13 protein-coding genes are annotated in these 11,843 nt (G+C 58.7%); 6 read left to right on the top strand and 7 right to left on the bottom strand.

Going from position 1 to position 11,843, the window contains the following annotated elements; all coding sequences use genetic code 11:
• The first annotated feature begins 102 nt into the window (after positions 1-102).
• From ACESLM_RS16360 to ACESLM_RS16370, 3 genes are all read left to right on the top strand, one after another.
• On the top strand, positions 103-1,290 hold the full coding sequence (locus ACESLM_RS16360) for a GGDEF domain-containing protein (protein WP_372632655.1): 1,188 nt from the start codon (positions 103-105) through the stop codon (positions 1,288-1,290).
• Positions 1,291-1,351: 61 nt separating this feature from the next.
• Entirely contained in the window at positions 1,352-2,302 is a 951-nt protein-coding gene (locus ACESLM_RS16365) for a D-2-hydroxyacid dehydrogenase (RefSeq protein ID WP_372632656.1), read from the top strand.
• Between the two features lie 184 nt (positions 2,303-2,486).
• Positions 2,487-2,579, top strand: a complete 93-nt coding sequence (locus ACESLM_RS16370) for a sporulation protein YjcZ (RefSeq protein WP_106359402.1) — start codon at positions 2,487-2,489, stop codon at positions 2,577-2,579.
• An 81-nt stretch (positions 2,580-2,660) separates the two neighbouring features.
• Here the strand turns inward: ACESLM_RS16370 and ACESLM_RS16375 are convergent, their stop codons facing one another.
• On the bottom strand, positions 2,661-3,458 hold the full coding sequence (locus ACESLM_RS16375; RefSeq protein ID WP_372632657.1) for a Cof-type HAD-IIB family hydrolase: 798 nt from the start codon (positions 3,456-3,458) through the stop codon (positions 2,661-2,663).
• The gene (locus tag ACESLM_RS16380) at positions 3,455-4,294 is read right to left on the bottom strand and encodes a pseudouridine synthase (RefSeq protein WP_372632658.1); all 840 of its coding nucleotides are present in this window, start codon (positions 4,292-4,294) and stop codon (positions 3,455-3,457) included. The genes ACESLM_RS16375 and ACESLM_RS16380 overlap by 4 nt, the downstream gene beginning before the upstream one ends.
• A 149-nt stretch (positions 4,295-4,443) precedes the next feature.
• Between ACESLM_RS16380 and ACESLM_RS16385 the strand changes: the two genes are divergently transcribed.
• Together ACESLM_RS16385 and ACESLM_RS16390 are read left to right on the top strand one after the other, a co-directional pair.
• The gene (locus ACESLM_RS16385) at positions 4,444-4,947 is read left to right on the top strand and encodes a thioredoxin family protein (RefSeq protein ID WP_372632659.1); all 504 of its coding nucleotides are present in this window, start codon (positions 4,444-4,446) and stop codon (positions 4,945-4,947) included.
• The gene (locus ACESLM_RS16390; protein ID WP_372632660.1) at positions 4,947-5,402 is read left to right on the top strand and encodes a PCYCGC motif-containing (lipo)protein; all 456 of its coding nucleotides are present in this window, start codon (positions 4,947-4,949) and stop codon (positions 5,400-5,402) included. The genes ACESLM_RS16385 and ACESLM_RS16390 overlap by 1 nt, the downstream gene beginning before the upstream one ends.
• 172 nt (positions 5,403-5,574) lie before the next feature.
• On the opposite strand, the gene ACESLM_RS16395 is transcribed toward ACESLM_RS16390, so the two are convergent.
• The 4 genes from ACESLM_RS16395 to ACESLM_RS16410 all read right to left on the bottom strand — a co-directional run bounded on the left by ACESLM_RS16395 (position 5,575) and on the right by ACESLM_RS16410 (position 9,711).
• A complete protein-coding gene (locus ACESLM_RS16395; RefSeq protein WP_372632664.1) occupies positions 5,575-7,146 on the bottom strand; it encodes a catalase in 1,572 nt (523 codons plus the stop codon).
• Between the two features lie 160 nt (positions 7,147-7,306).
• Complete coding sequence (locus ACESLM_RS16400) at positions 7,307-7,741, bottom strand: DUF309 domain-containing protein (RefSeq protein WP_372632661.1); 435 nt, start codon at positions 7,739-7,741, stop codon at positions 7,307-7,309.
• Between the two features lie 60 nt (positions 7,742-7,801).
• Positions 7,802-8,605, bottom strand: coding sequence for a GTP diphosphokinase (gene yjbM / locus ACESLM_RS16405; RefSeq protein ID WP_094045859.1), 804 nt, complete (start codon positions 8,603-8,605; stop codon positions 7,802-7,804).
• Between the two features lie 11 nt (positions 8,606-8,616).
• Complete coding sequence (locus ACESLM_RS16410; protein ID WP_372632662.1) at positions 8,617-9,711, bottom strand: quinone-dependent dihydroorotate dehydrogenase; 1,095 nt, start codon at positions 9,709-9,711, stop codon at positions 8,617-8,619.
• 310 nt (positions 9,712-10,021) lie between these two features.
• Here ACESLM_RS16410 and ACESLM_RS16415 point away from each other — a divergent pair, with 310 nt between their 5' ends.
• On the top strand, positions 10,022-10,165 hold the full coding sequence (locus tag ACESLM_RS16415; RefSeq protein ID WP_198960654.1) for a hypothetical protein: 144 nt from the start codon (positions 10,022-10,024) through the stop codon (positions 10,163-10,165).
• Between the two features lie 19 nt (positions 10,166-10,184).
• Here ACESLM_RS16415 and ACESLM_RS16420 read toward each other — a convergent pair whose 3' ends face one another.
• Entirely contained in the window at positions 10,185-11,657 is a 1,473-nt protein-coding gene (locus ACESLM_RS16420) for a L,D-transpeptidase (RefSeq protein ID WP_372632663.1), read from the bottom strand.
• Positions 11,658-11,843 lie beyond the last annotated feature (186 nt).

The raw sequence follows: 11,843 nt of genomic DNA on the forward strand, positions 1-11,843 counted from the left end.
CCTCCTCGTTCCGACGTTCTTAATGCTAGCCTCTCACAAAATATGATATATTAGAAACATATGTTCTGCAAGTTTCATAGACCGCCTTTAAAGGAGACCCACATGTTCCTGATCACGCTGACTTCCGACAATTTCGCGCTGCTGTTCTCGTCGGCGATGGCCGTCGTCATCGTCTCGCTCATGCTGTTCATGTCCTATCGGCTGTACGCGAGCAACCGGCGGCACGCCTATCGGTCGCTGCTGACTTCGCTTACATTTATTTTGATCCAGCAACTGCTGCAGATGGCGATCTCCATGGAGATGACGCCTAACTCCCCCGTTCTGGTCTTCATCGGGAAGCTTCTACAAGTATATGCGTTTATCGTCATCAATTTCGCGGTTTTCGAATTGTACCACCGCAAGCGTCCGAGAACCCGGCTTTGGTTTGTCGGCTTGCTCGCGACGGGCCTGCTCGTGGCCGCCGGGGACATCCTGCCCGAGGCGCTCTCGACGGATGGGCCCTGGATCGGCGGCTTCGGCTCCACGCCGGCGCTCGACGGCTACTTGCTGCTGCTCGGCCCGCTCTTCGTGCTGATGTTCGCCCCCCATATCGGTCAGCCCCGCAAGTATATGACCAGCCTGTGGATCGCCTTCACGATGCAGCTGTCGAGCATCTCTTCCGTCTACTGGGCGCCTGAGGCGGCGATCTTCAAGACGATCGCGGGCTTGCTGCCGGTCTTCTATTATATTCTGCTCTTCGCCATCATTTTCGAGCGGGTCGTCGAAATTTTGCAATCCGTCTACCGATCCTCCATCACGGACGGCTTGACCAACCTGTACAATCGGAGGTACTTTATGGGCAGGCTCGATCCGCTGTTGAAGAGCGGCAGGCCGGTAGGGGCGATCTTCTGCGATATCGACAATTTCAAAAGGCTGAACGACACGCAGGGGCACCATAAGGCGGACGGCGTTCTGAAGCAAGTGGCGGCGATGCTGATGGAAGAAACGGACGGAATCGGCCTGGCCGGAAGGTACGGGGGAGAAGAGCTCGTCGCCTTCGTCGTCGGACCGGCATCCGCCGTGGCGCAAGCAGCCGAGAGCATCCGCTCCCGTACCGAGAAGGAGACGATCGTCACGATCAGCGTCGGCTACAGCATGGCTTCTCCCGGCGATACGGCCGAGTCTTTGATGAAGCAGGCCGACGAAGCGATGTACTACAGCAAGACGAACGGCAAAAACCGGGTCACCGACTTCGCCGCAATGGGGCGTTCCGCGAACCCGGCCGCCGTCCCGCAGCGCCGCAAAGGTTGATCGCGACACACGATGCGCTCGACATTCGTTCCAATAATTCAACTTGAGGAGAGACACGGCCATGCCGACTTTACTATTGCTTTTCCCGCTCAAACCCGAACAAATCGAGCAAGTCCGCCAGCGAATTCCGGGATGGAACATCGTATCCGCGAGCGACGCCGCGATTACCGAACAACAATACCGCAACGCCGAGATCGTGCTCGGCTGGAACGCCGCGATGGACGCCGCCTTCGATTCTGCCGCCAATTTGAAGTGGGTGCAGACGAGCTCCGCCGGCGTGGACAGACTGCCTCTGGCTCGGCTTCGCGAGCGCGGCATAGCGTTGTCCAGCGCCAGCGGCATTCATCCCATATCGATGGCCGAGACGCTGTTCGCGATGCTGCTCGCCTTCAGCCGCAACCTGCACCATGCGATCCGGCAGCAGAGCCGCGGGGAATGGCGCGTATCGGAGCGCTATTACCAGCTCGCCGGACGGACGATCGGCATCGTCGGGGTCGGCGCGATCGGAACGGAGATGGCCCGGCTGGCCAAAGCTTTCGGCATGACGACGCTCGGCGTGCGCAAGAGCGCCCGGCCTGTCGCCGAGGTCGACGAGATGTACGGCATGGAGCGGCTGGACGATGTTCTGTCCCGCAGCGACATGGTCGTCAACGTGCTGCCCTACACCGACGAGACGCATCATCTTTTCAACGCGGAGCGGTTCGCGGCCATGAAGCCCGATGCCCTGTTCTTCAACTTCGGACGCGGCGCATCCGCCGATACGGCCGCTCTCGTCGCGGCATTGGAGCAAGGCACGATCGGGGGAGCCGGACTTGACGTATTCGAGGAGGAACCGCTGCCGTCCGACCACCCGCTCTGGAAGATGGACAACGTCATCGCGACTCCGCATATCGGAGGCTGGACGGACCATTACAAAACGCGGGTAACGGAAATTTTCCTCGACAATCTGGATGCGTACTTGTCTAAGGGGCAGCCGGTGCGGAACGCGGTCGACTTCGATCGCAATTATTGACGCGCGGCTTGCCGCTTCATCCGCCTATCTCCGCATTTACCCAAAATCGTTTGCCCCGGGGTAAATGTCCAATCCGCGCTCATGCTTCTTCATAATATAGGTGTAGACCGAGGCAGAGGGATAGCGCAAGAAATGCACCCGCTTCGGCAACCCCCACTATTATCTACATGAAGGAGGAGTTTGCATGTCTGGTGCAGTCGGCGGATACTATGCATCGGCAGCCTTCGTGCTGGTCTTGTTCATTCTGCTGGTCATTATCTTGCGCGCTGGTTACTGAGTTCCGGGAAGCGACTCCTGCACATTTCGCCAGCTAAGCGCGTAGAGCAAGCCGGGTTTACCGGCTTGCTCTTTTTTCCCGTTACGCCTGCTTGATTACCAGACGTTCCAGGACAACCGCGACGCCGTCCTCGTTGTTGGAGACGGTCACTTCGTCCGCGGCGGCTTTCACCTCGTCGGGGGAATTGTCCATCGCCACCCCCCATCCCGCAAACTCGAGCATTTCCATATCGTTAAAATAATTGCCCATCGCCAGCACGCTCTCGCGCGGAATTCCCCTTTGCTCGGCCAGCCAGCGCAGCGCCTGCCCTTTGCTCGCATTCGGATGCTGTACGTCGATAAAATAGTCCCCGCTCCGAATCGTCTGCAGCTCGTGCGTCCAGCTCTTCCATTCCAGTTCGACCTCGTCCAGCACTTCTTTCGGCGCATAGACCGACATTTTCACCAACCGTTCCGGCAGACTTTCCGCAAAGCTACTCCGAATCGGCTGGGCCAGCAGGTTGTCGTACATCGCCGCCGCGTCGTCGTTCAAGTCTTCCACGAACAGGTCGAACGCCGTATTCAGATCGAAGTGAATGCCCCGTCCCTTGAAAAAGTCCATGTAGCGACGCGCCCGTTCGTGCGTAATCGCCGTATCGTGAATCACTTCCCGCGTCTCGCTGTCGACGACGGAGGCGCCGTTATGGGTAATCATCGTGCCTTGCAGGCCAAGCTCCTTCAGTACGCCCAGCGCGCTCGTCGAGCCGCGGCCCGTGCAGATGACGATCTCCGTCCCTTGCTCCGCCGCTTCACGAACCGCCTGTCTGACTCTCGGCGTAAGCTCGTGATCGTCGTTCAGCAGCGTGCCGTCCACATCCAATGCAATCAAGCGATAGTTCATTCCTGTCCATCCTTCCGGTAATTTCTCAAGTTGTCGACTTCGTCTTCCGTCAATTCGCGCCATTCGCCCGGAGCCAATGCGGGATCGAGCTTCAGCGGTCCCATCGCCACGCGCCGAAGGTAGAGCACCTTCTTGCCCACCGCTTCGAACATCCGCTTTACCTGATGGAATTTGCCTTCGTGAATCGTCAGCTCGATCCAGCTCAGCGGCGGCGCCTCGGGACCCGAGGGCGCGAAGTCGAGCACGGCGGACATCTCCGCAGCGTCGTCCGGCTCGTCCGCCTGCATGGTTCCTCCGGCGCCAGAGTCGACGGATGCGAGCACCCGCAAATGCGCCGGCATCGTCACGTAGCCGTCATCCAGCTCCACGCCTCTCCCGAACGCCTCCGCGTCCGGTTCGCCGACGGCACCGGCCACGAGCGCCCTGTACGTTTTCGGGACGTGCTTCTTCGGCGAGAGCAGCTCGTGCGACAGCTTTCCGTCGTTCGTAATGAGCAGCAACCCTTCCGTATCCTTATCCAGTCTCCCTACCGGAAAAGGCGACAGCACCGTAATGTCCTCGTCGAGCAGGTCGATCACGGTCCGGTCGCGGTAATCCTCGGTAGCGGAGACGACGCCGGCCGGCTTGTGCATCAGCACGTAGACCGTGTCGCGGTAGCGAATCGTTTCTCCGTTGAGCGTCACCGTATCGTCGTTGGGACGGATTTGCTTTCCGTGATCCTTGACGGTCTCCCCGTTCACGGTAACCGCTCCCTGCTTGATCCATTGCTTGATCACGCTGCGCGTTCCGTATCCCAAATTTCCGAGCATTTTATCGAGTCTGATCGTCGCTTTCATTTTTATACCTGCTTTCTTTTTGACAGTTTCATGTCATTGGCGTGCCCCCCGTTTTGTTCGGCGGTTTTATTAGGTATAATGTAAGAGAGTTCGCAGAACTTGTCCATGACTTCCATACATTATACCAATCCGAATTGGGGGAATCGTTAATGAACGCCAAGAAATTATCGATCTTCTTCGGCATTCTGGCCGTGTTGATCGTTGCGCTCGTCGTATTGAACAATATGAAGCCCGACACCGTATACGGCAAACCGGAGGACAAGCTGTGGCCCGAGACGCGCGCCCAGTTGAACGATCCGAACTACAGCAATCTGATTCTCCCGGACGAATTGGAGACGAAGCTGAAGAACAAGGAAAGCTTCTTCGTCTACTTCTACGCTTCGAACTGCCCTCACTGCCAGGCGACTACGCCGAAGCTGAAGCCGCTCGCGGAGGAGCTCGGCGTCAACATGCACCAATTCAACCTTCGGGAGTTCGAGAGCTATTTCAACAAAATGAATATCGAAGCGACTCCTACGTTAGTATACTTCAAAGACGGCGTGGAAAGCGACCGGATGAAGGGCGGCCTGAAGGAGTCGGAGACGACGGCGGGCTATTCGCTGGACGATTTCAAAGCGTTCTTCGAGAAGCATAAAGCGGAAGGTAACGACTGATGAACGCCAAGTGGCTGCTCGCCCTGCCGACCGCGCTGCTCGCCGGAGGGATACTGCTCGTCGCTTGCGGAGGGGGTTCCGGCAACAGCGAACCCCACCGTCACGGAAATGAAACTTGGGAAGTCGAAGCGTCGCTGTCGAAGATGCCGTCCTTCCTCAGCAACTATTCGGGAAGAACGAACCACCTCTACTCGATCGTCGGCAAGTACGAGGACATTATGAAGTCAGTCAAATGCTATTGCGGATGCATGAACTACGAGGACGATCCGCATGCCTCCCTCTTCCGCTGCTACGTGGCGGACCAGAGCGAGGACAGCGTCACCTGGACCGATCACAGCGGCACTTGCGGCATCTGCACGGAGGAGCTGCTCAAGATTGAAGAGTGGAGCAAGCAGGGCAAGACGCCGGAGCAGATTCAACAGCTGATCGAAGACAACTTTAATCCGAACGCATAGCGAAAAAACCGTCAGAACGCTTGATTGACAAGCGTCCCTGACGGTTTTTTTCTGGTTGCCGGAGCGTCGGAATGAGCCTTGGTGCGACCCGCATTCCGCCAAGGCACTTTTGTGGCCTTCGCATCAGATACCATGCGTTGGACTAGGGCCAGGCGGCGCCTGCCTCCCCAACTCAATAAGGAGAAGCGCTGTGCCCGTCCCGCTCGGCTTCGAGCACGGCCCGGGCCGCTTTGGCCGCGCCCATCGGGCCGCCTGTGCCGTCGCCGGGGCCGCGCGCGTCAAGCCCTTCCTTCACGCGCCGACCGTACTCGGGGTCGCACTTCGTGAAGTGCTCCACCATCTTGCTCCGCACGACCTCCGGCGCAGGGGCCAGCGCATTGACCAGATTCGCGATCAGCTCCTCGCGCTCCCAATCCTCGAACATGCGGAAGCGGTCTCCCGCCTGCTCGTAATTGTTCGGCCGGTCGATCGGCTCGCGCACGAGGTTTCCTTCGATTCGAGGCGTATATTCGGGATCGCCCCTGTCCGCTTCCACGATGCCGCCAAGCGAAGTCGGCTCATAGTTGACGTGCGGATTCGATCCTGGAGGAGAGTCGACGAACAGCGCCATCTGGCCGTCCCGCTGGTTCGTCGCCACCCGCTTTTTCGGCGCGTTGATCGGAAGCTGCAAATAGTTGGAGCCGACCCGGTAACGCTGCGTATCCGAATAAGAGAACGTTCTGCCCTGCAGCAGCTTGTCATCCGAGAAGTCGAGGCCGTCCACGAGAGCGCCCGTCCCGAACGCCGCCTGCTCGACTTCGGCGAAATAGTTTTGCGGATTGCGATTCAGCACCATGCGCCCGACCGGCAAGAACGGAAACTGCTCCGGCGGCCACAGTTTCGTCGGATCGAGCGGATCGAAGCTCAGCTCCGGATGATAGTCGTCGCTCATGATCTGCACGCACAGCTCCCATTCCGGGTAATCGCCCCGTTCGATCGCCTCGTACAAATCCTGCGTCGCGTGGTTGAAATTTTTCCCCTGAACACTCTCCGCCTCGGCCTGAGTCAAGTTTTTGATGCCCTGCTTCGGCTCCCAATGGTACTTGACGAGCACCGCCTGCCCCTCGGAGTTCACCCACTTGTACGTGTTCACGCCGGAGCCCTGCATTTGCCGGTAGTTCGCCGGGATCCCCCAGGGGGAGAACAGGAACGTGACCATATGCAGCGCTTCCGGCGAGTTGCTCACGAAGTCGAAGATGCGCACCGTGTCCTGCCGATTCGTCACCGGGTCGGGCTTAAACGCGTGCACGAGGTCCGGAAACTTCATCGCGTCCCGGATGAAGAACACCTTCAAGTTGTTCCCCACGAGATCCCAGTTGCCGTCCTCCGTATAGAACTTGACCGCGAAGCCGCGAGGATCGCGCAGCGTCTCCGGCGAATGACCGCCGTGGATGACCGACGAGAACCGCACGAACAAGGGCGTTCTCTGCCCAGCCTCCTGGAACAGCTTCGCCCGCGTATACTTGGCGATCGGCTCCTCGCCGACTTTGCCGTACGCTTCGAAATAGCCGTGCGCTCCCGCTCCGCGAGCATGAACGACGCGCTCCGGCGTCCTCTCCCGGTCGAAATGCGTGATTTTCTCGAGGAAATGATAGTTTTCCAGCGTGGTCGGCCCGCGATTGCCTACCGTTCGCAAATTTTGATTGTCGGCGATCGGGTGACCCTGCCGGTCGGTCAGCGACTGCCCGGTCTCCCGTTCGGTCATTCTTTGATCCGCCGCGCCTCCCGCTCCGGTTACCGATGTTCCATCGTACTCGTTCATTGAGATCTCCCTCTCGGTGATTCATTCCAAAATCCCTCAAGGTAAAATTTCCTGAACGAGCGAATATTATCCCCGTCACTCAGTCTTTATCCGATTTGTCCTCTTACTCCGCCTCTAAGCGACGCTCCTCGTTCCACCGCTCTGCCGAGATCCGAAGCCCGTCGTCGATGATGCGAAGCTCGAACGCCCGGAAGGGAGCGTCCAGCGGCCGCCGGGCCAGCGCCTCCAGGCTCTCTTCCAGGCTGCGCCGAAGCGCCGCCAGATCCAGACCGAGCGCGACGCTGCCGTCATGCGCGCCCAGCTTCTCCAGGGCAGCCGTCATCAGCTTCACGGCCCCCGAACGGTTGCCGTTATCCCAATGGTGCAGGCCGACAGCCGCCTGAAGCAGTCCTTGCAGCAAAGAGCTGCGGCCGTTTTCCAGCCACAGCTCTTCCATGACTTCATGACATTCGAAATAATCGCGGTCCCGGTTGAAATAGACGACATAGGCCAGATAGCGCGAATCGCCCATGACCTCGTTCCACCTTTCGCTTCTCATGCCGACCCGCTCCTTAAGCGTTCCCGCCTTTTTCCGCCGTTCCTCCCGCCTCGCCTCAGCTTACGAGTGTCCGCCTTTTCCCGCGCGCTTAAGCGCCGCCTGCACCTCGGCAGACAGCTCCTTAAGTCCCCACAGATCGTCCTGCTCCCACAGTTCGTTGAAGCGGCGCTGAAACTGCGCGGCCTCCCTGACTCTGCGGAAGAAGTACAGCTCCTGAATCTCGTTAAGCACCCGCCTCACGACAAGCGAGCTTTCCTCGAAGTCCTGCTGCGCGTCCACGATCTCCTGGCGGATGCTCGACATCTCGTTGTCGAGGGAAAACGCCGCCTCCGCCGCTTTGCGAAGCCTCTCCCGAACGTGCGCGGGCAGCTGGTTGCGGTACTTGTAATTCAGCGAATGCTCTATCGTCGCCCAGAAATTCATCGCCAGCGTCCGGATCTGAATTTCCGCCAGCACCGGCTTGGAGCCGAGCGACGTCTGTACCGGGTACTCGACGATCAGATGATAGCTGCGATAGCCGCTGTCCTTGTAATTCGTGATGTAGTCTTTTTCATACACCATCGTCAAATCTTTGCGCTGGCGGATCATCTCCGCGACGCGATAAATATCGTCCACGAACTGGCACATGATGCGGATGCCCGCGATATCCTCGATTCCGACTTCGATCCGGTCCAGAGGAACGGCCAGTCTGCGCGACTTCTCCAAAATGCTGGAAACCCGCTTCACCCTGCCGGTGACGAATTCGATCGGAGCGTATTCGTCCCTGGCCTTAAGTTCGGATCGCAGCGACTTCAGCTTGACCTTCAGCTCTTCCACCGCTTGCTCATAGGGAAGCAGGAACTTCCCCCAATCCATTCCGTCCATCGACATTCCTCCTAACGAACGCCCGCTCCTACCGCCTGAGTGATCCGATTGAACCCGTCCTGCTTCAGCCTTCTCAGCAGGCCGGCATGAATGTCCTTTAGCAGTCCCGGTCCCTTGTAGATCATGGCCGTATAGACTTCTACTAGACTGGCCCCGGCGAGAATTTTCTCGTAAGCGTCATCCGCCGTGAAAATACCGCCCGACCCGATTATCGGCAGCTTGCCCTTCGTCAGCTTGTACAAGCTCCGCACGACCTCGGTCGAACGCTGCGTCAGCGGGCGTCCGCTAAGTCCCCCGGTCTCTCCGGCATTCCGATGCGTCAATCCGTCCCGTCCGATCGTCGTGTTCGTCGCGATAATGCCCGACATGCCGCTCAGTTGGATTGCTTCGGCCATGTACTCCAGCTGTTCCTCCGTGTTGTCCGGCGCGACCTTCACGAGAATAGGCTTCGGCAGCTCCCCATGACGCTCCGCCTGCTTGCCCATCTCGTCCTTCACCGCGTCAAGCAGGCTCCTCAGCTCGTCTCCATGCTGCAGCGCGCGCAAGTCCGGCGTATTCGGCGAACTGATATTGACCACGAAGAAATCCCCGTACGGAAAAAGCTTGCTCACGCACGCCCGGTAGTCGTCGGCGGCGTTCTCGTTCGGCGTTACCTTGTTTTTGCCGATGTTGACCGCCAGCGGAATGCGGCGGCGTCCCAGCCTGGAGAGCCGCTCGGCCATGACGTCCGCTCCGTCGTTGTTGAAGCCCATCCGGTTGATCAACGCCTCGTCCGGCGGCAGACGGAACAAGCGCGGCAGCTCGTTGCCCGCCTGCCCCTTCGGCGTTACCGTACCCACTTCCATGAACGACAGGCCGATCCGGGATAAGCCGGTCACTGCTTTCGCGTTTTTGTCCAGTCCGGCGGCCAGGCCTACGGGATGCTGGAAGTGCAGGCCGAACAAATCCACGGCAAGCTCGGGAGAAGCTTTGGTTCCCCAGATCGCGGACAGCAGTCCGGGCATGCCCGGGACTTTGCCGGCGGTTCCCATCCCGTCGATGATCAAGTGGTGGGCGGCTTCCGGGTCCATTTTGAAAAACAGCGGTTTAACCATACGATACAGCAATGAGTTCGACATCCTTTCGCACAAAAGAAAACCTTTCGGCTACCAGTTTAGCCTTTTCCAGAGGAAAAGAAAAGGGCAACCTGCCTTTCGGCCTATCCGTCCGCCTCGTGGAGTTAACCGAATTTTCATAATTGTAAGCAAACGCGTCCTTCTCGGCATTCGGATGCGAAACGACGCAAGTTTCGGAGGAGAAGGACGGCAAATCGCTTCGTTTGTTCCAACGATATCGCGAGGCTTGTCTGGCATTTCACAGGGAAAACGATTACAATAGAAGGAGTTCGCGAATCATAGGATAGAAAGGTTGATATTCATGAGCACACACAAAAAGAAACCGCCGGTCACGTCACGTCCAAAAGAGAAGGAGCAGGTCAACAAAAAGGCGCTCATTTGGATCGGGGCTGCCGTCGGTCTCGTCATTGTGGTCATGGCGGTGCTGCTCGCGCTGGACATTTAAGCCGCGACCGCCGTTATCATTAACCTAACCAATCATACACTTTGTGGGGGTTTGTCTCGTTCTGCGTGGTCGGCAGCCGGAAGCGTTCCGGCGGCGCCCGCAGTTCGTCGGGCAAACCTCCTTCTGCTATCGTGACCGGCGTTCCCATCGGAACGAGGTCGTACAATTCCTCGATATCTTCCGTCTTCATCCTCACGCAGCCGAGAGACTCGTCCTTGCCCATGCTGTCCGGCTCGTCCGTTCCGTGAATGCCGTACCGCGTGTGGGAGAGCGTCATCCCCCTGCTGCCGAATGCGCCGGTGCTGCTGCCGTTCGGGTCCTTGACCTTCTCCGAAATGAAGAACTTGCCTTCCGGCGTCTTGTCTCCGCCCAGGCCGACCTCGTAATTGCGCAAAATAACGTCTCCGCTGACGACGGCCAGCCGATGATTGCTCTTGTCGACGATAATTTCCATCGGATGCTCCGCCATCGGAGCGAGCGTTCCGGCAGGCGCGCCGTGCCCCGAGCCGGGGCCTGTCTGGTCGGGCCAGCCCGCGGTCTGCGGAATTTTGCCGTCCTTCTTGTCCGCGAGCACGGCCTTTAGTTCGTCGAACCAAGGCGACATGCTCTCCGACCAGCCGGCCATCGTGTTCTTCGGATAATCTCCGGCCATCGCTTCGGGCGAATCGGGCCACTTGCCGGTTTGCTCCTTATATCGAATGACGGCGGAACGCAACGCCAGCTTCTCCTCCTGCAGCGGCTTCCAGCCTTCGACGAGCTTGGCCGCGGCTTTGCCGTCCTCCGGCTTGCAGTCGCACCATTTCGGATCGAACCACTGGATGCCGGCCAACCCCGACTCTCGGTCCGACGTGACCGTCGCGATCGGCTTGCCGCCCTTGACCCAATCGTTCCACTTCCCGAGCTTCGGCACGGCAACCACCAGACGGGGCTGGCGGGAAGGCTTGCTCGTCAGCGTCTCTCCAAGCACGCTTCGTCCCTGATCGTCCGGGCCGGGCGCCCCCGCAATCTGATCAGGCGGGATAACGCCCGCAGGCAGCGGAGCCGGCTTGCTCCCGACCGCCGGTTTAGGAGCTGGGCTCGCCCGTGCCGACGCGGCAGGAGACTCCGGGACGTTCGTCTCGATCGCCGCCGTATCGTCCGCCTCCGGAAGCAGCTCCCGTATGGCTACTATCGCTCCTCCCACGAGCAAGAGCGGAACGAGCAGCACGGCGGTCCATTTTTTCCACCCGGATTTTTTCTTCGTTTTATTTTCAGGGAGATGAGGAGCCGGCTTCGATTCGAACGCCTCGTAGATCTCTCCGGCCTGCGCGAAGCAATAAGTCGCCTTCGCCGAATCTCCCTTGCCCTCGTATTCCTTGCCCAGCAAATACCAAGCCATGCGGCTGTCCTCGTGCTTAAGGAGGTATTCCTTGAGCGGCAAAGCGTCTCCGACATTGGGAACGTTGTCATAGAAGTGCTGGATCTGTTCGTCAATGCGAGATTCTTTGCTCATGGCGTCACCTCCGCGACTGTTCGTTTATCCCTCCATTATTATCGGATTTTCTCGGCCGGTTCTAAAGTACAAACAGAACGGAGCTTTTCCGCAAGTCAGGCAGCTAAAATCATCGAGGAATAAGAACGGGGTTGTCCCATAAGTAAAAAGAGACGTACCGAACAATTATCGATGAATGGTTGTTTA

The organism is Cohnella sp., assembly GCF_041641335.1.
GTDB lineage: Bacteria > Bacillota > Bacilli > Paenibacillales > Paenibacillaceae > Cohnella.

Coding starts and splice junctions, on each gene's coding strand:
- ACESLM_RS16360 (WP_372632655.1), top strand. CDS start 103: ATGTTCCTGATCACGCTGACTTCCGACAATTTCGCGCTGCTGTTCTCG.
- ACESLM_RS16365 (WP_372632656.1), top strand. CDS start 1,352: ATGCCGACTTTACTATTGCTTTTCCCGCTCAAACCCGAACAAATCGAG.
- ACESLM_RS16370 (WP_106359402.1), top strand. CDS start 2,487: ATGTCTGGTGCAGTCGGCGGATACTATGCATCGGCAGCCTTCGTGCTG.
- ACESLM_RS16375 (WP_372632657.1), bottom strand. CDS start 3,458: ATGAACTATCGCTTGATTGCATTGGATGTGGACGGCACGCTGCTGAAC.
- ACESLM_RS16380 (WP_372632658.1), bottom strand. CDS start 4,294: ATGAAAGCGACGATCAGACTCGATAAAATGCTCGGAAATTTGGGATAC.
- ACESLM_RS16385 (WP_372632659.1), top strand. CDS start 4,444: ATGAACGCCAAGAAATTATCGATCTTCTTCGGCATTCTGGCCGTGTTG.
- ACESLM_RS16390 (WP_372632660.1), top strand. CDS start 4,947: ATGAACGCCAAGTGGCTGCTCGCCCTGCCGACCGCGCTGCTCGCCGGA.
- ACESLM_RS16395 (WP_372632664.1), bottom strand. CDS start 7,146: ATGACCGAACGGGAGACCGGGCAGTCGCTGACCGACCGGCAGGGTCAC.
- ACESLM_RS16400 (WP_372632661.1), bottom strand. CDS start 7,741: ATGAGAAGCGAAAGGTGGAACGAGGTCATGGGCGATTCGCGCTATCTG.
- yjbM (WP_094045859.1), bottom strand. CDS start 8,605: ATGGACGGAATGGATTGGGGGAAGTTCCTGCTTCCCTATGAGCAAGCG.
- ACESLM_RS16415 (WP_198960654.1), top strand. CDS start 10,022: ATGAGCACACACAAAAAGAAACCGCCGGTCACGTCACGTCCAAAAGAG.
- ACESLM_RS16420 (WP_372632663.1), bottom strand. CDS start 11,657: ATGAGCAAAGAATCTCGCATTGACGAACAGATCCAGCACTTCTATGAC.